This window comes from Kitasatospora sp. NPDC052896 (genome assembly GCF_044547075.1).
In the GTDB taxonomy this organism is placed as follows: domain Bacteria; phylum Actinomycetota; class Actinomycetes; order Streptomycetales; family Streptomycetaceae; genus Kitasatospora.
This window is the reverse complement of sequence record NZ_JBITZU010000001.1, coordinates 198,234-218,520: the sequence shown is the minus strand read 5'-3', so window position 1 is coordinate 218,520 and position 20,287 is coordinate 198,234. Positions and strand designations below refer to the sequence as shown.

Annotated in this window: 33 protein-coding genes; all 33 read left to right on the top strand. The window is 67.5% G+C overall.

Features of this window, described 5'->3' with window-relative positions:
- Positions 1–485 precede the first annotated feature (485 nt).
- The 33 genes from rpsJ (at position 486) to ACIGXM_RS00850 (ending at position 20,129) form a co-directional block, all read left to right on the top strand.
- The gene (rpsJ, locus tag ACIGXM_RS01010; RefSeq protein ID WP_012785157.1) at positions 486–794 is read left to right on the top strand and encodes a 30S ribosomal protein S10; all 309 of its coding nucleotides are present in this window, start codon (positions 486–488) and stop codon (positions 792–794) included.
- Positions 795–808: 14 nt separating this feature from the next.
- Positions 809–1,456 (top strand): 50S ribosomal protein L3, encoded by a 648-nt coding sequence (gene rplC / locus ACIGXM_RS01005; protein WP_396555470.1) that lies wholly within the window; start codon positions 809–811, stop codon positions 1,454–1,456.
- 4 nt (positions 1,457–1,460) lie between these two features.
- Entirely contained in the window at positions 1,461–2,138 is a 678-nt protein-coding gene (gene rplD, locus ACIGXM_RS01000; protein ID WP_396555468.1) for a 50S ribosomal protein L4, read from the top strand.
- Positions 2,138–2,455, top strand: coding sequence for a 50S ribosomal protein L23 (gene rplW, locus ACIGXM_RS00995; protein ID WP_396555466.1), 318 nt, complete (start codon positions 2,138–2,140; stop codon positions 2,453–2,455). Before rplD ends, rplW begins: the two co-directional genes overlap by 1 nt.
- Before the next feature lie 46 nt (positions 2,456–2,501).
- Entirely contained in the window at positions 2,502–3,338 is an 837-nt protein-coding gene (gene rplB / locus ACIGXM_RS00990) for a 50S ribosomal protein L2 (RefSeq protein WP_396555464.1), read from the top strand.
- A gap of 11 nt (positions 3,339–3,349) precedes the next feature.
- A complete protein-coding gene (rpsS, locus tag ACIGXM_RS00985) occupies positions 3,350–3,631 on the top strand; it encodes a 30S ribosomal protein S19 (RefSeq protein ID WP_035848164.1) in 282 nt (93 codons plus the stop codon).
- Between the two features lie 57 nt (positions 3,632–3,688).
- Positions 3,689–4,036, top strand: a complete 348-nt coding sequence (rplV, locus tag ACIGXM_RS00980; RefSeq protein ID WP_396555462.1) for a 50S ribosomal protein L22 — start codon at positions 3,689–3,691, stop codon at positions 4,034–4,036.
- Complete coding sequence (gene rpsC / locus ACIGXM_RS00975) at positions 4,036–4,869, top strand: 30S ribosomal protein S3 (protein ID WP_388004786.1); 834 nt, start codon at positions 4,036–4,038, stop codon at positions 4,867–4,869. The genes rplV and rpsC overlap by 1 nt, the downstream gene beginning before the upstream one ends.
- A 4-nt stretch (positions 4,870–4,873) precedes the next feature.
- Positions 4,874–5,293 (top strand): 50S ribosomal protein L16, encoded by a 420-nt coding sequence (gene rplP / locus ACIGXM_RS00970; protein WP_033824227.1) that lies wholly within the window; start codon positions 4,874–4,876, stop codon positions 5,291–5,293.
- Positions 5,293–5,517 (top strand): 50S ribosomal protein L29, encoded by a 225-nt coding sequence (gene rpmC, locus ACIGXM_RS00965; protein WP_101381388.1) that lies wholly within the window; start codon positions 5,293–5,295, stop codon positions 5,515–5,517. The genes rplP and rpmC overlap by 1 nt, the downstream gene beginning before the upstream one ends.
- Positions 5,517–5,789, top strand: coding sequence for a 30S ribosomal protein S17 (gene rpsQ / locus ACIGXM_RS00960; RefSeq protein ID WP_030280777.1), 273 nt, complete (start codon positions 5,517–5,519; stop codon positions 5,787–5,789). Before rpmC ends, rpsQ begins: the two co-directional genes overlap by 1 nt.
- Before the next feature lie 114 nt (positions 5,790–5,903).
- The gene (gene rplN, locus ACIGXM_RS00955) at positions 5,904–6,275 is read left to right on the top strand and encodes a 50S ribosomal protein L14 (RefSeq protein ID WP_145790774.1); all 372 of its coding nucleotides are present in this window, start codon (positions 5,904–5,906) and stop codon (positions 6,273–6,275) included.
- Positions 6,276–6,290: 15 nt separating this feature from the next.
- Positions 6,291–6,602, top strand: coding sequence for a 50S ribosomal protein L24 (rplX, locus tag ACIGXM_RS00950; protein ID WP_396557308.1), 312 nt, complete (start codon positions 6,291–6,293; stop codon positions 6,600–6,602).
- A complete protein-coding gene (gene rplE, locus ACIGXM_RS00945; protein ID WP_396555458.1) occupies positions 6,602–7,171 on the top strand; it encodes a 50S ribosomal protein L5 in 570 nt (189 codons plus the stop codon). Before rplX ends, rplE begins: the two co-directional genes overlap by 1 nt.
- Before the next feature lie 4 nt (positions 7,172–7,175).
- The gene (locus tag ACIGXM_RS00940) at positions 7,176–7,361 is read left to right on the top strand and encodes a type Z 30S ribosomal protein S14 (RefSeq protein WP_104816571.1); all 186 of its coding nucleotides are present in this window, start codon (positions 7,176–7,178) and stop codon (positions 7,359–7,361) included.
- Positions 7,362–7,632: 271 nt separating this feature from the next.
- On the top strand, positions 7,633–8,040 hold the full coding sequence (rpsH, locus tag ACIGXM_RS00935; RefSeq protein WP_396555455.1) for a 30S ribosomal protein S8: 408 nt from the start codon (positions 7,633–7,635) through the stop codon (positions 8,038–8,040).
- A 22-nt stretch (positions 8,041–8,062) separates the two neighbouring features.
- Positions 8,063–8,602 (top strand): 50S ribosomal protein L6, encoded by a 540-nt coding sequence (gene rplF, locus ACIGXM_RS00930; RefSeq protein WP_396555453.1) that lies wholly within the window; start codon positions 8,063–8,065, stop codon positions 8,600–8,602.
- 3 nt (positions 8,603–8,605) lie between these two features.
- Positions 8,606–8,989, top strand: a complete 384-nt coding sequence (rplR, locus tag ACIGXM_RS00925; RefSeq protein ID WP_396555451.1) for a 50S ribosomal protein L18 — start codon at positions 8,606–8,608, stop codon at positions 8,987–8,989.
- A gap of 48 nt (positions 8,990–9,037) precedes the next feature.
- Positions 9,038–9,676, top strand: coding sequence for a 30S ribosomal protein S5 (gene rpsE, locus ACIGXM_RS00920; protein WP_396555449.1), 639 nt, complete (start codon positions 9,038–9,040; stop codon positions 9,674–9,676).
- Positions 9,676–9,858 (top strand): 50S ribosomal protein L30, encoded by a 183-nt coding sequence (gene rpmD, locus ACIGXM_RS00915; protein WP_030300409.1) that lies wholly within the window; start codon positions 9,676–9,678, stop codon positions 9,856–9,858. Before rpsE ends, rpmD begins: the two co-directional genes overlap by 1 nt.
- Before the next feature lies 1 nt (position 9,859).
- Complete coding sequence (rplO, locus tag ACIGXM_RS00910; protein ID WP_396555447.1) at positions 9,860–10,312, top strand: 50S ribosomal protein L15; 453 nt, start codon at positions 9,860–9,862, stop codon at positions 10,310–10,312.
- A 316-nt stretch (positions 10,313–10,628) separates the two neighbouring features.
- Positions 10,629–11,936 (top strand): preprotein translocase subunit SecY, encoded by a 1,308-nt coding sequence (secY, locus tag ACIGXM_RS00905; RefSeq protein ID WP_396555445.1) that lies wholly within the window; start codon positions 10,629–10,631, stop codon positions 11,934–11,936.
- A complete protein-coding gene (locus ACIGXM_RS00900) occupies positions 11,936–12,595 on the top strand; it encodes an adenylate kinase (protein WP_396555443.1) in 660 nt (219 codons plus the stop codon). The genes secY and ACIGXM_RS00900 overlap by 1 nt, the downstream gene beginning before the upstream one ends.
- Before the next feature lie 131 nt (positions 12,596–12,726).
- Positions 12,727–13,566, top strand: a complete 840-nt coding sequence (gene map / locus ACIGXM_RS00895; RefSeq protein ID WP_396555441.1) for a type I methionyl aminopeptidase — start codon at positions 12,727–12,729, stop codon at positions 13,564–13,566.
- 51 nt (positions 13,567–13,617) lie between these two features.
- A complete protein-coding gene (gene mscL / locus ACIGXM_RS00890; protein ID WP_396555440.1) occupies positions 13,618–14,043 on the top strand; it encodes a large conductance mechanosensitive channel protein MscL in 426 nt (141 codons plus the stop codon).
- A 182-nt stretch (positions 14,044–14,225) separates the two neighbouring features.
- Positions 14,226–14,447, top strand: coding sequence for a translation initiation factor IF-1 (infA, locus tag ACIGXM_RS00885; protein ID WP_003956442.1), 222 nt, complete (start codon positions 14,226–14,228; stop codon positions 14,445–14,447).
- Positions 14,448–14,483: 36 nt separating this feature from the next.
- Positions 14,484–14,597 (top strand): 50S ribosomal protein L36, encoded by a 114-nt coding sequence (gene rpmJ, locus ACIGXM_RS00880; RefSeq protein WP_003956441.1) that lies wholly within the window; start codon positions 14,484–14,486, stop codon positions 14,595–14,597.
- 192 nt (positions 14,598–14,789) lie between these two features.
- Positions 14,790–15,170 carry a 30S ribosomal protein S13 gene (gene rpsM / locus ACIGXM_RS00875; RefSeq protein ID WP_035800870.1) on the top strand — a complete coding sequence of 127 codons (381 nt, stop codon included), beginning with the start codon at positions 14,790–14,792 and terminating at the stop codon, positions 15,168–15,170.
- 73 nt (positions 15,171–15,243) lie between these two features.
- A complete protein-coding gene (gene rpsK / locus ACIGXM_RS00870) occupies positions 15,244–15,651 on the top strand; it encodes a 30S ribosomal protein S11 (protein ID WP_030232513.1) in 408 nt (135 codons plus the stop codon).
- A gap of 124 nt (positions 15,652–15,775) precedes the next feature.
- Positions 15,776–16,798: a DNA-directed RNA polymerase subunit alpha gene (locus ACIGXM_RS00865; RefSeq protein ID WP_035848201.1), complete on the top strand. Its 1,023-nt coding sequence runs from the start codon at positions 15,776–15,778 to the stop codon at positions 16,796–16,798.
- Between the two features lie 140 nt (positions 16,799–16,938).
- A complete protein-coding gene (rplQ, locus tag ACIGXM_RS00860) occupies positions 16,939–17,421 on the top strand; it encodes a 50S ribosomal protein L17 (RefSeq protein WP_396555437.1) in 483 nt (160 codons plus the stop codon).
- Positions 17,422–17,527: 106 nt separating this feature from the next.
- On the top strand, positions 17,528–18,427 hold the full coding sequence (gene truA / locus ACIGXM_RS00855; RefSeq protein WP_396557306.1) for a tRNA pseudouridine(38-40) synthase TruA: 900 nt from the start codon (positions 17,528–17,530) through the stop codon (positions 18,425–18,427).
- 43 nt (positions 18,428–18,470) lie between these two features.
- Positions 18,471–20,129: an ABC-F family ATP-binding cassette domain-containing protein gene (locus ACIGXM_RS00850; protein ID WP_396555435.1), complete on the top strand. Its 1,659-nt coding sequence runs from the start codon at positions 18,471–18,473 to the stop codon at positions 20,127–20,129.
- The last annotated feature ends 158 nt before the right edge of the window (positions 20,130–20,287 follow it).

Sequence of the window (20,287 nt, the reverse complement as noted above, 5' to 3'; positions counted from 1 at the left end):
GCGCCTGTCGGGCCCGCGCCGGCCGGGCGCCCGGCCGCTGGTGCGCGCCGGGGCGGCCGGTGCCGATTGGCGTCCTGGCCTCGTGGTATGGCAAGATAGTCAAGTTGCTCGGTTGAGTGCCGATGCTGCGCGCCTCCCGCCGGGAGGACCGGAAGCGAGTCCCATGTACTCGTCGTTCCCGTGATGGCCGTTCATGTGTTCACGTGCTGTGTGTGAATGCAGTGGTGTGTAAGCGACACCGCGGCAGCTGCGGGGCGGACGTACGGGAATCTTCTGGGAAGCGTGGGCGGGGCCTCGATCCGGCACCCGTGGGTGCAAGACCGACCCGGATCCCAGGAGAGGGTTCTTTCCCTTTTCTTAGGCGCGAGCGCGACACGCCCGAGCGCGGGGACCGGCGGGAAACCACCCAGGGTTGCCGCCGGACCAGTCCACCCGGACGAATCCGGCCGCAGAGGCAACAAGACGACTAAGGACTACGAGTAGCCATGGCGGGACAGAAGATCCGCATCCGGCTCAAGGCCTACGACCACGAGGTCATCGACTCCTCGGCGAAGAAGATCGTCGAGACGGTGATCCGTACTGGTGCGCAGGTCGCGGGCCCGGTGCCGCTGCCCACTGAGAAGAACGTTTACTGCGTCATCCGCTCGCCGCACAAGTACAAGGACTCGCGCGAGCACTTCGAGATGCGCACTCACAAGCGTCTGATCGACATCCTCGACCCGACCCCGAAGACCGTTGACTCGCTGATGCGCCTCGACCTTCCGGCCGGCGTCGACATCGAGATCAAGCTCTGAGAGGCGCGACGAAGATGGCAAAGCAGATTAAGGGCATCCTGGGCGAGAAGCTCGGCATGACCCAGGTCTGGGACGAGAACAACCGGATCGTTCCGGTGACCGTCGTCAAGGCCGGGCCGAATGTCGTGACCCAGGTCCACACCGCTGACAGCGCTGCCGGCTACGACGCCGTGCAGATCGGCTTCGGCGAGATCGACCCCCGCAAGGTGAACAAGCCCCTCGCGGGCCACTTCGCCAAGGCCGGTGTCACCCCGCGCCGCCACCTGGTGGAGCTGCGTACCTCGGACGCGTCCGAGTACACGCTGGGCCAGGAGCTCACCGCCGAGCTGTTCGAGGCGGGTGTCAAGGTCGACGTGACCGGCACCTCCAAGGGCAAGGGCTTCGCCGGTGTCATGAAGCGTCACAACTTCAAGGGCCTCGGCGCCGGTCACGGCACCCAGCGCAAGCACCGTTCGCCCGGTTCGATCGGTGGCTGCGCCACCCCGGGCCGCGTGTTCAAGGGCCTGCGCATGGCCGGTCGGATGGGTCACGAGCGTGTGACCACCCAGAACCTGACCGTGCACGCGGTCGACGCGGAGAAGGGCCTGCTCCTGATCAAGGGCGCTGTCCCGGGTCCGAACGGCGGCCTCGTCCTCGTCCGCACCGCGGCGAAGGGGCTGTGAGGAAATGAGCACCATTGACATCCTGTCGCCGGCTGGCGACAAGACCGGCAGCATCGAGCTGCCGGCCGAGATCTTCGACGCGAAGGTCAGCGTTCCGCTGATGCACCAGGTCGTCGTGGCGCAGCTCGCTGCGGCCCGTCAGGGCACCCACAAGACCAAGACTCGCGGCGAGGTTCGCGGTGGCGGCAAGAAGCCGTACCGTCAGAAGGGCACCGGCCGCGCCCGTCAGGGCTCGACCCGTGCGCCGCAGTTCGCCGGCGGTGGCGTCGTGCACGGTCCCGTGCCGCGCGACTACTCGCAGCGGACCCCGAAGAAGATGATCGCCGCCGCGCTCCGCGGTGCGCTCACCGACCGGGCCCGCCACAACCGCATCCACGTCATCACCGACGTGACCGCGACCGAGGCGCCGTCGACCAAGGCCGCCAAGGGCCTGTTCGGCAAGATCACCGACCGCAAGAACGTCCTCCTGGTCGTCGAGCGTGCGGACGAGCTGGGCTACAAGTCCGCTCGCAACCTGCCGAACGTGCACATCCTGGACGCCGGTCAGCTGAACACCTACGACGTGCTCGTCTCCGACGATGTGGTCTTCACCCAGGCCGCCTTCGAGCGTTTCGTGGCCGGTCCGGCCGCGTCCGCCAAGGCCGTTGCCGCTGAGGGCGAGCTCGAAGGGAGCGCCGCCTGATGAGCGACGTTACGAGCAAGACGTTCACGGACCCCCGTGACGTCCTGGTGAAGCCGGTTATCTCCGAGAAGAGCTACGCGCTCCTCGACGAGAACAAGTACACGTTCATCGTGTCGCCGGGCGCCAACAAGACCCAGATCAAGCAGGCCGTCGAGGCGGTCTTCTCGGTCAAGGTCGAGGCTGTCAACACGATCAACCGCCAGGGCAAGCGCAAGCGCTCCCGCACCGGTTTCGGCAAGCGCAAGGACACCAAGCGCGCCATCGTGACGCTGGCCGAGGGCAACCGCATCGACATCTTCGGTGGTCCGGTCTCCTGAACCAGGAGATCGTGATCGTCGATTAGGACGAGGACGAGAGAGCCAAATGGGCATCCGCAAGTACAAGCCGACTACGCCGGGCCGTCGTGGCTCCAGCGTGGCCGACTTCGTAGAAATCACGCGGTCCACGCCGGAGAAGTCGCTGGTTCGCCCCCTGCACAGCAAGGGCGGCCGTAACAACGCCGGTCGTATCACCGCTCGCCACCAGGGTGGCGGTCACAAGCGCGCCTACCGCGTGATCGACTTCCGTCGTCACGACAAGGACGGCGTGCCGGCCAAGGTCGCGCACATCGAGTACGACCCCAACCGCACCGCGCGCATCGCGCTCCTGCACTACGCGGACGGCGAGAAGCGCTACATCATCGCCCCCCGCGGCGTTGCGCAGGGTGACCGGATCGAGAACGGCCCCGCGGCCGACATCAAGCCGGGCAACAACCTGCCGCTGCGCAACATCCCGGTCGGTACCACCATCCACGCGGTGGAGCTGCGTCCCGGTGGCGGTGCCAAGATGGCCCGCTCCGCCGGTTCCGGCATCCAGCTGCTCGCCCGTGAGGGTCGCATGGCGCACCTGCGCATGCCCTCCGGTGAGATCCGCCTGGTCGACGTGCGCTGCCGCGCCACCGTCGGTGAGGTCGGCAACGCCGAGCAGTCGAACATCAACTGGGGCAAGGCCGGCCGTATGCGCTGGAAGGGCGTTCGCCCGACCGTGCGTGGTGTGGCCATGAACCCGATCGACCACCCGCACGGTGGTGGTGAGGGTAAGACCTCTGGTGGTCGCCACCCGGTTTCGCCGTGGGGCCAGAAGGAGGGTCGCACCCGTAAGCCCGGCAAGGCTTCGGACGCCCTCATCGTGCGCCGCCGCAAGACCAACAAGAAGCGCTAGGAGCAGGTCAGATGCCGCGCAGTCTCAAGAAGGGCCCCTTCATCGACGGCCACCTCATCAAGAAGGTGGACGCGCAGAACGAGGCGGGTACCCAGAACGTCATCAAGACCTGGTCCCGTCGCTCCGTGATCAGCCCGAGCATGCTCGGTCACACGATCGCGGTTCACGATGGTCGCAAGCACGTCCCGGTGTTCGTCACCGAGTCGATGGTCGGCCACAAGCTGGGCGAGTTCGCTCCGACCCGCACCTTCCGCGGCCACGTCAAGGACGACCGCAAGTCGAAGCGTCGCTAGTCGCCTGAGCTTCACCGCCAGAACGACTCAATGACTTACTCCATTAAGGGGACAACCATGGAAGCCAGGGCCCAAGCGCGGTACATCCGCGTCACGCCCATGAAGGCCCGCCGCGTGGTGGACCTCATCCGTGGCCTGAACGCCACGGAGGCCCAGGCCGTCCTGCGTTTCGCTCCGCAGGCCGCCACCGTGCCGGTCGGCAAGGTGCTCGACAGCGCCATTGCCAACGCCGCGCACAACTACAACCACAACAACGTGGACGACCTCTACATCTCTGAGGCGTACGTTGACGAGGGCCCGACCCTGAAGCGGTTCCGGCCGCGCGCCCAGGGCCGCGCCTACCGGATCCGCAAGCGGACCAGCCACATCACCGTGGTCGTCAGCAGCAAGGAAGGGACCCGGTAATGGGCCAGAAGGTTAACCCGCACGGGTTCCGCCTCGGCATCAGCACGGACTTCAAGTCCCGCTGGTACGCCGACAAGCTGTACAAGGACTACGTCAAGGAAGACGTCGCCATTCGTCGCATGATGACGAAGGGCATGGAGCGGGCCGGCATCTCCAAGGTGGAGATCGAGCGCACCCGCGACCGCGTCCGCGTTGACATCCACACCGCCCGCCCCGGCATCGTGATCGGTCGCCGTGGCACCGAGGCCGACCGCATCCGCGGCGACCTCGAGAAGCTGACCGGCAAGCAGGTCCAGCTGAACATCCTCGAGGTCAAGAACCCCGAGCTGGACGCCCAGCTCGTGGCTCAGGGCGTCGCGGAGCAGCTGTCCTCCCGCGTGTCGTTCCGCCGTGCCATGCGCAAGAGCATGCAGGGCACCATGAAGTCCGGCGCCAAGGGCATCAAGGTCCAGTGCTCCGGTCGTCTCGGCGGCGCCGAGATGAGCCGTTCGGAGTTCTACCGCGAGGGTCGTGTGCCGCTGCACACGCTGCGCGCGAACGTCGACTACGGCTTCTTCGAGGCCAAGACGACCTTCGGCCGGATCGGCGTGAAGGTCTGGATCTACAAGGGCGACGTCAAGAACATCGCCGAGGTCCGCGCTGAGAACGCTGCTGCCCGCTCGGGCAACCGTCCGGCCCGCAACGACGCCCGCCCCGCGCGTGGCGGCGAGCGCGGTGGCCGTGGCGGCGAGCGTGGTGGCGCCCGTGGCGGTCGTCGTCCCGCGAACACCGAGGCCCCCGCGGCCGCGGTGAGCGAGGCGCCGGCTGCCGAGAGCACCGGAACGGAGGCCTGACCTCATGCTGATCCCTCGTAGGGTCAAGCACCGCAAGCAGCACCACCCGAAGCGCCGCGGCGCTGCGAAGGGTGGCACCGAGCTCGCGTTCGGCGAGTACGGCATCCAGGCCGTGACCCCGGCCTACGTGACCAACCGGCAGATCGAGTCCGCTCGTATCGCGATCACGCGTCACATCCGTCGTGGTGGCAAGGTCTGGATCAACATCTACCCGGACCGCCCGCTCACCAAGAAGCCGGCCGAGACCCGCATGGGTTCCGGTAAGGGTTCGCCGGAGTGGTGGATCGCGAACGTGCACCCGGGTCGGGTCATGTTCGAGCTGTCGTACCCCAACGAGAAGGTGGCTCGTGAGGCGCTCACCCGCGCTGCTCACAAGCTCCCGATGAAGTGCCGGATTGTCCGGCGCGAGGCAGGTGAGAGCTGATGTCGGCCGGCACCAAGGCTGCTGAGCTGCGCGAGCTGGACAACGAGGCCCTCGTTGCCAAGCTCCGCGAGGCCAAGGAGGAGCTGTTCAACCTCCGCTTCCAGGCGGCGACCGGACAGCTCGACAACCACGGACGGCTTCGGCTGGTCCGTAAGGACATCGCGCGGATCTACACCCTGATGCGCGAGCGCGAGCTGGGCATCGAGACGGTGGAGAACGCCTGATGACTGAGAACACCAACGAGACGCGCGGTTTCCGCAAGACCCGTGAGGGTCTCGTCGTCAGCGACAAGATGGACAAGACCGTCGTCGTCGCCGTCGAGGACCGCGTCAAGCACGCTCTGTACGGCAAGGTCATCCGCCGTACGAACAAGCTGAAGGCGCACGACGAGCAGAACGCGTGCGGCGTGGGCGACCGGGTCCTCCTCGCGGAGACCCGCCCGCTGTCCGCGACGAAGCGCTGGCGCGTCGTCGAGATCCTCGAGAAGGCCAAGTAACGAAGCCGATGAGGTACGGCCGTATGTGCATCAGGTCCCCGCACGTCACTGTGCGAGACGCTGGTGTGAGCAGCGGCCGGCCCGTCGACTCTCGTTGACGATCAGGAGAAAGCTGTGATCCAGCAGGAGTCGCGACTGCGCGTCGCCGACAACACGGGTGCCAAGGAGATTCTCTGCATCCGCGTTCTCGGTGGCTCCGGTCGCCGCTACGCCGGTATCGGGGACGTCATCGTCGCCACCGTCAAGGACGCGATCCCCGGTGGCTCGGTGAAGAAGGGTGACGTCGTCAAGTGCGTCATCGTTCGTACCGTGAAGGAGCGCCGTCGTCCGGACGGTTCCTACATCCGGTTCGACGAGAACGCCGCCGTCGTCCTCAAGAACACCGAGGGTGACCCCCGTGGTACCCGCATCTTCGGCCCGGTGGGCCGCGAGCTGCGTGACAAGAAGTTCATGAAGATCATCTCGCTGGCGCCGGAGGTGCTCTAACCCATGGCGAACAGCATGAAGATCAAGAAGGGTGACCTGGTTCAGGTCATCACCGGCAAGGACAAGGGCAAGCAGGGCAAGGTCATCCAGGCCCTGCCGGCCGAGAACAAGGTCCTCGTCGAGGGTGTGAACCGGGTCAAGAAGCACACCAAGCCCGGCCAGGGCACCGCCGGTGGCATCGTCACCGTCGAGGCCCCGGTGCACGTCTCCAACGTGCAGCTGGTCGTGGAGAAGGACGGCAAGAAGGTCGTCACTCGCGTTGGTTACCGCTTCGACGACGAGGGCAACAAGATCCGCGTTGCCAAGCGAACCGGTGAGGACATCTGATGTCTGAGACGACTGTTGAGAAGGTGGCCCCCCGCCTCAAGGAGCGTTACAACTCCGAGGTGAAGGGTCAGCTGCAGGAGCAGTTCAAGTACGAGAACGTCATGCTGATCCCCGGCCTGGTCAAGGTCGTGGTCAACATGGGTGTCGGCGAGGCTGCCCGTGACAGCAAGCTGATCGAGGGCGCGATCCGCGACCTGACCGCGATCACCGGTCAGAAGCCGGCCGTGACCAAGGCCCGTAAGTCCATCGCGCAGTTCAAGCTGCGCGAGGGCCAGCCGATCGGCACCCACGTCACCCTCCGTGGTGACCGCATGTGGGAGTTCGTGGACCGTCTGGTGTCGCTGGCGCTGCCGCGTATCCGTGACTTCCGCGGCCTCTCGCCGAAGCAGTTCGACGGCCGTGGCAACTACACCTTCGGTCTGACCGAGCAGGTTATGTTCCACGAGATCGACCAGGACAAGGTCGACCGTCAGCGCGGTATGGACATCACCGTCGTGACCACCGCTCAGACCGACGACGAGGGCCGGGCGCTGCTGCGCGCTCTGGGCTTCCCGTTCAAGGAGGCGTGAGCCAATGGCGAAGAAGTCCCTCATCGCGAAGTCCGAGCGCAAGCCGAAGTTCGCTGTCCGCGGTTACACCCGCTGCCAGCGCTGCGGCCGTCCGCACTCGGTGTACCGCAAGTTCGGCCTGTGCCGTGTCTGCCTCCGTGAGATGGCGCACCGCGGCGAGCTGCCGGGCGTGACCAAGAGCTCCTGGTAGTTCAGGACCCTGGTTACCGCATAGGCGAAGCAGGCGTGCCCGACCCCACATCACCCAGATTTGGGTACCCGTACGGACTCCCGTAAGGTAGTGGGGTCGGGCCCCCTGCCGCGGCATCTCCATGGATGCTCGCGGCCCGTCTTCGGACGGGCTCGCACCCAGTCTTACTAACGCCGCAGGTCCCCTGCGTCTGTGCCCCTGTCGCACTCCCCGGAGTGCGGTGGGGGGACCTGGCGCGGAGAAACCACGGCGAGAGAGGCCTGAGGCCATCATGACCATGACCGACCCCATCGCAGACATGCTCACGCGTCTGCGTAACGCGAACTCGGCGTACCACGACTCCGTGGCGATGCCGGCTAGCAAGATCAAGGCGCACGTCGCCGAGATCCTGCAGCAGGAGGGGTACATCTCCTCCTGGAAGGTTGAGGAGCCCACTGAGGGCGAGGTCGGCAAGAAGCTGACCATCGAGCTCAAGTTCGGCCCCAACCGTGAGCGCTCCATTGCTGGCATCAAGCGCATCAGCAAGCCGGGCCTGCGGGTCTACGCAAAGTCCACCAACCTGCCGAAGGTGCTCGGCGGCCTGGGCGTGGCGATCATCTCCACGTCTTCCGGCCTCCTCACCGACAAGCAGGCCGCCAAGAAGGGCGTAGGCGGAGAAGTTCTCGCCTACGTCTGGTAATTCGGGAAACGGAGGTACAGCAATGTCGCGTATTGGACGGCTGCCCATCCCGGTTCCCGCCGGCGTGGACGTCACCATCGATGGCCAGACGGTCTCGGTGAAGGGCCCCAAGGGCACCCTCACCCACGTCGTCGCCGCGCCGATCGAGATCAGCAAGGACGAGACCGGCACCCTGGTCGTCTCGCGCCCGAACGACGAGCGTCAGTCGAAGGCCCTGCACGGCCTGAGCCGCACGCTGGTGGCGAACATGATCACCGGCGTGACCGCGGGCTACCGCAAGTCGCTGGAGATCAGCGGTGTTGGTTACCGCGTCGCGGCGAAGGGCTCCGACATGGAGTTCTCGCTCGGCTACAGCCACCCGATCCTGGTCGAGGCGCAGGACGGCATCTCCTTCGTCGTCGAGTCGCCCACCAAGTTCCACGTGGACGGCATCGACAAGCAGAAGGTCGGCGAGGTCGCCGCGAAGATCCGCAAGCTGCGGAAGCCCGACCCGTACAAGGCCAAGGGCGTGAAGTACGCGGGCGAGGTCATCCGCCGCAAGGTCGGAAAGAGTGGTAAGTAAGCCATGAGTGTCTCTGTCAAGATCGGCAAGGGCAACGGCTACAAGAACGCCGCCCGCAAGCGCCGCGCGATCCGCGTTCGCAAGCGCGTCGTCGGCACCGAGGTGCGTCCGCGCCTCGTTGTGACGCGCTCGAACCGTCACATGGTCGCCCAGGTCATCGACGACGCCAAGGGTCACACCCTGGCGTCGGCGTCCACCCTCGACGTGTCCATCAAGGGCGCCGAGGGCGACAAGACCGAGCTGGCCAAGAAGGTCGGGAGCCTGGTCGCCGAGCGCGCCAAGGCTGCCGGCATCGAGTCGGTCGTCTTCGACCGCGCGGGCAACCGCTACGCCGGGCGCATCGCCGCCCTGGCGGACGCGGCCCGCGAGGCCGGGCTCGACTTCTAAGCCGCTCGTCGGCTCAGTCGACGGACGTAATCGAGAGAGGTAATTCCAATGGCTGGACCCCAGCGCCGCGGTAGCGGCGCCGGCGGCGGCACCGGTGGCGAGCGGCGCGACCGTAAGCGTGACGACCGGGGCAACGCCCCCGCCGTCGAGAAGACCGCTTACGTCGAGCGTGTCGTTGCGATCAACCGTGTCGCCAAGGTTGTCAAGGGTGGTCGTCGTTTCAGCTTCACCGCGCTGGTCGTGGTGGGCGACGGTGACGGCACCGTGGGTGTCGGGTACGGCAAGGCGAAGGAGGTTCCGGCCGCCATCGCCAAGGGTGTTGAGGAGGCCAAGAAGAACTTCTTCAAGGTCCCCCGTATCCAGGGCACCATTCCGCACCCGATCCAGGGCGAGAAGGCCGCCGGCGTCGTGCTGCTGAAGCCGGCGTCCCCCGGTACCGGTGTTATCGCCGGTGGCCCGGTGCGTGCCGTCCTGGAGTGCGCCGGCGTTCACGACATCCTGTCGAAGTCGCTCGGCTCGGACAACGCGATCAACATCGTGCACGCCACCGTGGTGGCTCTGAAGGGCCTCGTTCGCCCCGAGGAGATCGCCGCCCGTCGTGGCCTGCCGCTCGAGGATGTGGCTCCGGCTGCCCTGCTGCGCGCTCGCGCCGCCGGCACCGCCGCCGCGGCTGGGGCTGGTGTCTGATGGCTCGCCTGAAGATCACCCAGACCAAGTCCTACATCGGCAGCAAGCAGAACCACCGCGAGACGCTGCGCTCGCTGGGTCTGAAGCGCATGCACGATGTGGTCGTCAAGGAGGACCGTCCCGAGATCCGCGGGATGGCCCAGACCGTGCGTCACCTCGTCACGGTCGAGGAGGTGGACTGAGATGGCTGACTCGCCGATCAAGATCCACAACCTGCGTCCCGCCCCGGGTGCCAAGACCGAGAAGACCCGTGTGGGTCGCGGTGAAGGCTCCAAGGGTAAGACCGCCGGTCGTGGTACCAAGGGCACCAAGGCCCGCTACCAGGTTCCGCAGCGCTTCGAGGGTGGCCAGATGCCGCTCCACATGCGCCTGCCGAAGCTGAAGGGCTTCAAGAACCCCTTCAAGGTGACCTTCCAGGTCGTCAACCTCGACAAGCTGGCCGAGCTCTACCCGCAGGGTGGCGAGGTCACGGTCGAGGGTCTCGTCGAGAAGGGCGCGGTTCGCAAGAACTCGCTCGTCAAGGTGCTCGGCACCGGCGAGATCTCCGTCGCGCTGCAGGTCTCGGTGGACGCCGTCTCCGGCTCCGCCGCCGAGAAGATCAAGGCCGCCGGCGGCACCGTCACCGAGCTCATCTGACTCGGCTGACACCAGCGTTCGGGCCCCGTACCTCTTTCGAGAGGTACGGGGCCCGGTCGTTTTCTCCGTGGAGAACCACGGATCACCGACCGATCACGGGCTCATCACGGGTGAAATCCGGGCATCCGGGGCCGCCGACGGCCCGGGAACGGCGCACACGCTTCATGCGAGTGGCCACACACTGTTAGAGTCCGTGGAGTTCCCTTGTAGGCTGCGACAGGCTGCCCTGTCGTCTGCCCGACGGGCGAACCGCTCCAAGACCCCCCATCAGGACCGACCCTCCCGCCGACGACGCGTGGGAGGCGCAGGAGGCACCGTGCTCAGTGCGTTCGCGCGGGCGTTCAAGACGCCCGACCTGCGCAAGAAGCTGCTGTTCACGCTGGGCATCATGGTGCTGTTCCGGATGGGTGCGCACATTCCCATCCCGGGCGTCAACTTCGTCGCCGTGAACAACTGCGTGAAGCAGGCCAACAACGGCCTCTTCGGCCTCGTCAACCTCTTCAGCGGCGGCGCGCTGCTGCAGTTGACGATCTTCGCGCTCGGCATCATGCCTTACATCACCGCCAGCATCATCCTGCAGCTGCTGACCGTCGTGATCCCGCGACTCGAGGCGCTGAAGAAGGAGGGCCAGGCCGGTACCACGAAGATCACCCAGTACACCCGGTACCTGACCATCGCGCTGGCGATCCTGCAGGGCACCGGCATCGTGGCCACCGCCTCGAACGGCGCGCTGTTCGGCAGCTGCCCGTACAGCAACGAGGTCGTGCCGGACACCTCGATCTTCCGGATCATGGTCATGGTCACCACGATGACCGCCGGGACCACGATGATCATGTGGCTGGGCGAGCTGATCACCGACCGCGGGATCGGCAACGGCATGTCGATCCTGATCTTCACCTCGATCGCCTCCAGCTTCCCGAGCAACCTCTGGGCGATCAAGAAGGCCGGCAAGATCGGCGGCGGCTGGGTCGACTTCTTCGCCGTCCTGGCGGTCGGCATCGTGGTGGTGGTCCTGGTCATCTTCGTCGAGCAGGCCCAGCGCCGGATCCCGGTGCAGTACGCCAAGCGCATGATCGGCCGGCGGGCCTTCGGCGGGACCTCCACCTACATCCCGCTCAAGGTCAACCAGGCGGGTGTCATCCCGGTCATCTTCGCCTCCTCGCTGCTGTACATCCCGGCCCTGGTGGCCCAGCTGACGAGCAGCAAGGCGGGGTGGGCGATCTGGATCAACAACAACTTCACCAAGGGTGACCACCCCGTCTACATGGTCGCGTACTTCGTACTGATCGTGTTCTTCGCCTTCTTCTACGTCGCGATCTCCTTCAACCCCGAAGAAGTTGCCGACAACATGAAGAAGTATGGTGGCTTCATCCCGGGTATCCGCGCCGGTCGACCGACCGCCGAGTACCTGAACTACGTGCTGACCCGCATCACGTGGCCGGGTTCGCTGTACCTGGGCCTCATCGCGCTGATCCCGATGATCGGCCTGGTAGCCCTCAACCAGAGCACCACCATCCCGTTCGGTGGCACCAGCATCCTGATCATCGTCGGTGTCGGACTCGAAACTGTGAAGCAGATCGAGAGCCAGCTCCAGCAGCGTAATTACGAAGGGTTCCTCCGCTGATGCGTATCGTCCTCGTCGGACCTCCCGGGGCCGGGAAGGGTACTCAGGCGCACGTTCTGGCCAAGACCCTGTCCATCCCCCACATCTCCACTGGCGACCTGTTCCGGGCCAACATCAGCCAGGGCACCCCGCTCGGGCTCGAGGCCAAGGGCTACATGGACGCCGGCGAGCTGGTGCCGGACGAGGTGACCATCGGGATGGCCAAGGACCGGCTGGCGCAGCCGGACGCCGCCCACGGCTTCCTGCTGGACGGTTTCCCGCGGAACCTGGTCCAGGCGAAGGCGCTGGACGCCTTCCTGGCCGACAGCGGGATCGCGCTCACCGCCGTGCTGGACCTGGAGGTCCCCGAGGACGAGGTGGTCAAGCGGATCGCCGGCCGCCGGCTCTGCCGCAACGACGGCAGCCACGTCTTCCACGTGGTCTACAACCCGCCGGCCGTCGAGGGCGTCTGCGACGAGTGCGGTGGCGAGCTCTACCAGCGCTCGGACGACACCGAGGACGCGGTGCGGACCCGGCTGAAGGTCTACCACAGCGAGACCGAGCCGATCATCGGCTACTACGTCGAGCAGGGGCTGGTCACCACCATCCCGGCGCTCGGCAAGGTGGACGAGGTGACCCAGCGCGCGGTGGACGCGCTGAACAAGCGCACCGAGGACTGAGCGCACTCCGCGTGCCGCACGGCCGCGGCGCCCCGCACCGGGGCGCCGCGGCCGTGCGGCGTCGTACGGTGGTTTCAGCGAAGGGCCGGCCGGCAAGGACCGGGCGGCACACGGACGAAAGGCTTGGCCAGATGGTGGAGATCAAGACCCCCGAGCAGATCGCGAAGATGCGGGTGGCCGGGCTGGTCGTCGCGGAGGCGCTCAAGGCCTGCCGTGAGGCGGTCGCCCCGGGCGTGAGCACCCAGGAGCTCAACGACATTGCGGCGAAGGTGATCGCCGATCACGGCGCCACCTCCAACTTCCGCGCCCACCACGGTGGTCTGTGGTTCCCCGGGGTGATCTGCGCGTCGGTCAACAACGAGGTGGTGCACGGCATCCCGGGCGACCGGGTGCTGCTGGAGGGCGACGTCATCTCGATCGACTGCGGTGCGATCGTGGACGGCTGGCACGGCGACGCGGCGATCACCGTGCCGGTCGGCGAGGTCCGCCCGGAGGTCGCGATGCTCAGCAAGGTCACCGAGGGCTCGATGTGGGCCGGCATCGCCCAGATGAAGAAGGGCAACCGGCTGGTCGACGTCTCCAAGGCGATCGAGGGCTTCATCCGCCGCCAGCCGCTGCCGCCCAAGGGCAAGTGGGGCATCACCGAGGGCTACGGCGGCCACGGCATCGGCACCGCGATGCACATGGAGCCGCACGTGCTGAACTACGTCGAGCGCGGGCGCGGCAAGGGCCCCAAGCTGATCCCCGGCACCGTGCTGGCGATCGAGCCGATGGTCTCGTTGGGCACGCCGCACACCAGCGTGCTGGAGGACGACTGGACGGTCGTCACCAACGACGGGACCTGGGCCGCGCACTGGGAGCACTCGGTCGCCGTCACCGAACAGGGCCCGCTGGTGCTGACCGCCTTCGACGGGGGCAAGGCCCAGCTGGCGGCGCTGGGCGTGACGGCCGCGCCGGACCCGCTCGGCTGAACCGGTATCGTTGCCCCCCGAGGGACGAATCGGACATAGAGGAGAGAACGGGTGCTCAAGGGGTTCCGCGACTTCATGATGCGCGGCAACGTCGTCGACATGGCGGTCGGTGTCGTCATCGGTGCGGCCTTCACCGGGGTGGTGAACGGCTTCGTGAAGGCGTTCCTGACCCCGCTGGTGGGCCTGGTGGTCGGGGCGGCCGGCGACTTCAGCGCCGACCAGTTCACCGTGCACCACGTCACGTTCCCCTACGGGCAGTTCCTCAACGACCTGATCGCCTTCCTGCTGACCGCCGCGGTGCTGTACTTCTGCGTGGTGCTGCCGGTCACCAAGGCCAGTGCCCGGTACCTGCCGAAGAAGGCGAAGGTCGTCAGGCGTCCGTGCCCGGAGTGCCTCACCGAGATCCCGGAGGCCGCCAGTCGCTGCCCGGCCTGCACCGCGGTGCTCGTCCAGGACCGGATCGGCGCGCAGCGCTGAGCCCGGCTCGGTGCGCCCGGCCCCCCGGTTTGGTGTGGGGCTGGTGCCTAACGTACGATGGACCGTCGGCTCACTCGTAGCGTGCTTCGGCACGCCCTCTTCCCGCTGGGTTGGGGTGGACCCAGGTTCGCACGAGCGTGCCGCATACGGTAGCCGGTCCCGGAAGGTGGATCTCGTAGTTCATGGCAAAGAAGCAAGGCGCCATTGAGATCGAGGGCACCGTGATCGAGTCTCTTCCGAACGCCATGTTCAAGGTCGAGCTTCAGAACGGTCACAAGGTCCTCGCGCACATCAGCGGCAAGATGCGGATGCACTACATCCGTATCCTCCCGGACGACCGGGTGGTCGTTGAGCTCAGCCCCTACGACCTGACTCGTGGTCGGATCGTCTACCGCTACAAGTAGTTCCACCGTCAGATCTAGACCCGGAGAACCTGAACCATGAAGGTCAAGCCGAGCGTCAAGAAGATCTGCGACAAGTGCAAGGTGATCCGCCGCCACGGCCGGGTCATGGTGATCTGCGACAACCTGCGCCACAAGCAGCGCCAGGGCTGATCTCTCCGCATTTCTCGTAGTACTTCGCGCGACGCGCACAACGTCATACACGGGCCGCCCGATCCTGCCGCACGGCAGGACTGCCACCCCCGGTCAGAGGCCGGGGCTCTCATCTCTCCGAGGTCCGCAGGGCCGGGAGATGCTTCCGAGTAGGCGACTCGTAAGACCTCTGAAGAACCACAGGAGCCATGAATGGCACGCCTCGCCGGCGTTGATCTCCCCCGCGAGAAGCGGATCGAGATCGCCCTCACGTACGTCTACGGCATCGGTCGTACCCGCGCCCAGCAGTCGCTGGCCGAGACGGGCGTGAACCCCGACATCCGCGTTCGCGACATCTCCGAGGAAGACCTCGTCAAGCTGGCGCAGTGGATCGACGCCAACTACACGGTCGAGGGTGACCTCCGCCGTGAGGTGGCCGCCGACATCCGCCGCAAGGTCGAGATCGGCTGCTACGAGGGTCTGCGTCACCGCCGTGGCCTGCCCGTCCGCGGTCAGCGCACCCACACCAACGCGCGTACCCGCAAGGGCCCGCGTCGCGCGATTGCCGGCAAGAAGAAGCCGGGCAAGAAGTAGTCCGCCCGTTAACCGGACATCCCTCCGGCCCGCGGGTTAGCGGACCGACCACCTCAGTAGGAGAAACAGACTTATGCCCCCCAAGGGTCGTCAGGCTGCCGGCGCGAAGAAGATCCGCCGCAAGGAAAAGAAGAACGTCGCTCACGGCCACGCGCACATCAAGAGCACGTTCAACAACACGATCGTCTCGATCACCGACCCCGCGGGCAACGTGATCTCCTGGGCCTCCGCCGGTCACGTCGGCTTCAAGGGCTCGCGCAAGTCCACCCCGTTCGCCGCGCAGATGGCCGCCGAGGCCGCTGCCCGTCGCGCGCAGGAGCACGGCATGCGCAAGGTCGACGTCTTCGTGAAGGGTCCGGGCTCCGGCCGCGAGACCGCGATCCGCTCGCTCCAGGCCACCGGCCTGGAGGTGGGCTCGATCCAGGACGTCACCCCCACCCCGCACAACGGCTGCCGTCCGCCGAAGCGTCGCCGCGTCTGACGCGCTGGGCGTTTCCGCAGTGCTTTGAACCTGCTACGGGGTCCCGTTTCCCACGGGACCCCGTACGCTTGGTCCTGTCGGCATCAAATAGTGGGTGCCGAAGACAACTGGAGGATCCAGAACCATGCTGATCGCTCAGCGTCCTTCGCTGACCGAAGAGGTTGTCGACGAATACCGCTCGCGGTTCGTCATCGAGCCGCTGGAGCCGGGCTTCGGCTACACCCTCGGCAACTCTCTCCGCCGCACGCTGCTCTCCTCGATCCCGGGTGCCGCTGTCACCAGCATCCGCATCGACGGCGTCCTGCACGAGTTCACCACCGTGCCGGGCGTCAAGGAGGACGTCACCGACCTCATCCTCAACATCAAGCAGCTGGTCGTCTCCTCGGAGCACGACGAGCCGGTCGTGATGTACCTGCGCAAGCAGGGCCCGGGTGTGGTCACCGCCGCCGACATCGCGCCGCCGGCCGGTGTCGAGGTGCACAACCCCGAGCTGGTCCTCGCCACGCTGAACGGCAAGGGCAAGCTGGAGATGGAGCTGACCGTCGAGCGCGGTCGCGGCTACGTCTCCGCCGTGCAGAACAAGGCCTCCGGCCAGGAGATCGGCCGGATCCCGGTCGACTCGATCTACAGCCCGGTGCTGAAGGTCACCTACAAGGTCGAGGCCACCCGTGTCGAGCAGCGGACCGACTTCGACAAGCTGATCGTCGACGTCGAGACCAAGCCCGCCATGCGTCCGCGGGACGCCATGGCCTCGGCCGGCAAGACCCTGGTGGAGCTGTTCGGTCTCGCCCGCGAGCTGAACATCGACGCCGAGGGCATCGACATGGGCCCGTCCCCCACGGACGCCGCCCTGGCCGCCGACCTGGCGCTGCCGATCGAGGAGCTGGAGCTCACCGTTCGGTCGTACAACTGCCTCAAGCGCGAGGGCATCCACACCGTGGGTGAGCTCGTCGCCCGCTCCGAGGCCGACCTGCTCGACATCCGCAACTTCGGTGCGAAGTCGATCGACGAGGTCAAGGCGAAGCTGGCCGGCATGGGCCTGGCCCTCAAGGACAGCCCGCCCGGGTTCGACCCGACCGCTGCCGCCGACGCCTTCGGCGCCGACGACCTGGACGACGCGGGTTACGCGGAGACCGAGCAGTACTAAGAGTTTGTGGTGGGGGCGACTCCTCGTGGGTCGCCCCCGCTTCAATGCAGAAATGCACCGAAAAGTCGTCCGGGCAACCGTGCCCGGCCGCCCGCCGCGGTACCTGATACGGCCGTGGTCGGAGATTCAAGGAGTCATCCATGCCGCGTCCCACCAAGGGTGCCCGCCTCGGCGGCGGCCCGCACCACGAGCCGCTGCTGCTCGCCGGTCTGGCCCGTGAGCTGTTCCAGTACGGCCGCATCACCACCACCGAGGCCAAGGCCCGCCGCCTGCGCCCGCTGGCGGAGAAGCTGATCACCAAGGCCAAGAAGGGCGACATCCACAACCGTCGCCTGGTCCGCAAGACCATCACCGACGTCTCGGTGCTGCACACCCTCTTCACCGAGATCGCGCCGCGCTACGAGAACCGCCCGGGTGGCTACACCCGCATCACCAAGATCGGCACCCGTCGCGGCGACAACGCCCCGATGGCCGTGATCGAGCTGGTCGAGGCGCTGACCGTCGCGCAGACCGCCGTCGGCGAGGCCGAGGCCGCCACCAAGCGCGCCTCGAAGGAGGCCGCCGAGAGCGCTGCCGCCGAGGCCCCCAAGGCTGACGAGACCGCCGAGGTCGAGAACGCCTGACACCTTTAGGTGCAGCTCGGGCCCGCTTCCCTCCGGGGGGCGGGCCCGTTCCTCATTGCCCGGAGATACCCCCGGAGTCAACGATTCCCTGGAGTCAACGCACGTGCTGAAGGATTGCGAGCAGCCGCCGCAGCCGCAGGAGGGCCCCGCCGACGGGACCGTCCGGATCCGGCTCGACCTGGCCTACCACGGAGCCGACTTCTCCGGCTGGGCCCGCCAGCCCGGCCGGCGGACCGTGCAGGGCGAGATCGAGGACGCGCTGCGGATCGTCACCCGCAGCGAGCAGGGCTACGACCTCACGGTGGCCGGCCGGACCGACGCCGGGGTGCACGCCCGCGGCCAGGTGGCGCACGTGGACCTGCCGGTCGAGCTGTGGGCCGCGCACGGCGAGAAGCTGCTGCGCCGGCTGGCCGGCCGACTGCCCGGCGACGTCCGGGTCTACCGGATGACCGAGGCGCCGGCGGGCTTCGACGCCCGGTTCGCCGCGATCTGGCGCCGGTACGCCTACCGGGTGGCCGACCACCCGGGCGGGGTGGACCCGCTGCTCCGCGGCCACGTGCTCTGGCACGACCGGCCGCTGGACATCGAGAAGATGAACGAGGCGGCCCGGCTGCTGCTCGGCGAGCACGACTTCGCCGCGTACTGCAAGAAGCGCGAGGGCGCCACCACCATCCGCACCCTGCTCGACCTGCACTGGGAGCGGGTCGCCGCGGACCACCACACCGCGGGGGTGGCCGGGCCGCTGGCGGTGGCCACGGTCCGCGCGGACGCCTTCTGCCACAACATGGTGCGGGCCCTGGTCGGCGCGATGCTGCTGGTCGGCGACGGCCACCGGCCGGTGGAGTTCCCCGGGCAGGTGCTGGCCGGCCGGGTGCGCAACAGCGCCGTCAACGTGGTCCGGCCGTACGGGCTGACGCTGGAGGAGGTCGGCTACCCGCCGGACGACCAGCTGGCCGAGCGCAACCGGGCGGCCCGTCGGATGCGCACGCTGCCGGGCCAGTCGTAATCCGTTTGGGCCTGATGGCGCGGGCGTAGCACAATTCCGAGCCATGGGACACGTCGAGATTTCACATCTGGAGTACTACCTGCCGGACGGGCGGGTGCTTTTCGACGACGCGTCCTTCCGGGTCGGCGAGGGCGCCGCGGTCGCGCTGGTCGGCGCCAACGGCGCGGGCAAGACCACCCTGCTGCGCATGATCGCCGGCGACACCCAGCCGCACGGCGGCACCGTGACGGTCAGCGGCGGCCTGGGCGTGATGCGCCAGTTCGTCGGGACCACCGGCCGGGAGGACCAGAAGGCGACGCCCGGCGCGCTGCCCGCCGACGCCTCGGTCCGCGACCTGCTGGTCTCCGTCGCGCCGGCCCGGATCGCCACCGCGGCCCGCGCGGTGGACGCCGCCGAGCTGGCCATGCTGGCCCAGGACGACGAGAAGACCCAGATGGCCTACGCCCAGGCGCTCGCCGACTGGGCCGACGCCGGCGGCTACGAGTACGAGACGATCTGGGACGTCTGCGCCACGGCCGCGCTCGGGATGCCCTTCGACCGGGCCCAGTGGCGCGGGCTGAACACCCTCTCCGGCGGCGAGCAGAAGCGCCTGGTGCTGGAGGCGCTGCTGCGCGGCCCGGAGGAGGTCCTGCTGCTGGACGAGCCGGACAACTACCTGGACGTCCCGGGCAAGCGCTGGCTGGAGGAGGCCATCAAGGCCACCCCGAAGACCGTGCTCTTCATCTCGCACGACCGTGAGCTGCTCTCCCGGACCGCCGAGAAGATCATCAGTGTCGAGACCGGTGTCACCGGCAGCAGCGTCTGGGTGCACGGCAACGGCTTCGACTCGTTCCACGCCGCCCGCAAGGAGCGCTTCGAGCGCTTCGAGGAGCTCGGCCGCCGCTGGGACGAGGAGCACGCCAAGCTGAAGAAGCTGGTGGTCACCCTGCGCCAGGCGGCCGCGGTCAGCCACGACATGGCCTCCCGCTACGCCGCCGCGCAGACCCGGCTGAAGAAGTTCGAGGAGGCGGGCCGTCCGGAGGCACCGCCGCGCGAGCAGAACATCACCATGCGGCTCAAGGGCGGCCGGACCGGCGTGCGGGCGGTCACCCTGGAGAAGCTGGAGCTCAGCGGGCTGATGCAGCCCTTCGACCTGGAGGTCTACTACGGCGAGCGGGTGGCCGTGCTGGGCTCCAACGGCTCCGGCAAGTCGCACTTCCTGCGGCTGCTGGCCGGTGACGAGTCGGTCGCGCACACCGGCAGCTGGAAGCTGGGCGCCCGGGTGGTGCCCGGCCACTTCCGGCAGACCCACGCGCACCCCGAGCTGTTCGGCCGGACCGTCCGCTCGATCATCGAGGAGGAGCACGCCCTCGACCGCAAGGCCGCGATGGGCGCGCTGCGCCGCTACGAGCTGGACCGGCAGGAGGAGCAGCGCTTCGAGTCGCTCTCCGGCGGCCAGCAGGCCAGGCTGATGATCCTCAAACTGGAGCTGTCCGGCACCACCGCGCTGCTGCTCGACGAGCCCACCGACAACCTGGACCTGGAGAGCGCCGAGGCGCTGCAGGAGGGGCTGGAGGCCTTCGAGGGCACGGTGCTCTGCGTGACCCACGACCGCTGGTTCGCCCGCACCTTCGACCGCTTCCTGGTCTTCGGCGCGGACGGCCGGGTCTACGAGTCGCCCGAGCCGGTCTGGGACGAGAAGCGGGTCCAGCGTGACCGCTGACCGGTTTGACGGCGACCGTTTTTGACCCGTACGGACCTGCCCGGTAGGCTGGGCACTTGTTGTGCGTATTGGCTCGCTCCATCTCACGTGAGAGGTCGGTACGCCGGAGATACCAGGCCGATGACCAGCGGCTCCTCTTGAATTGCGTCCAAGCGGAT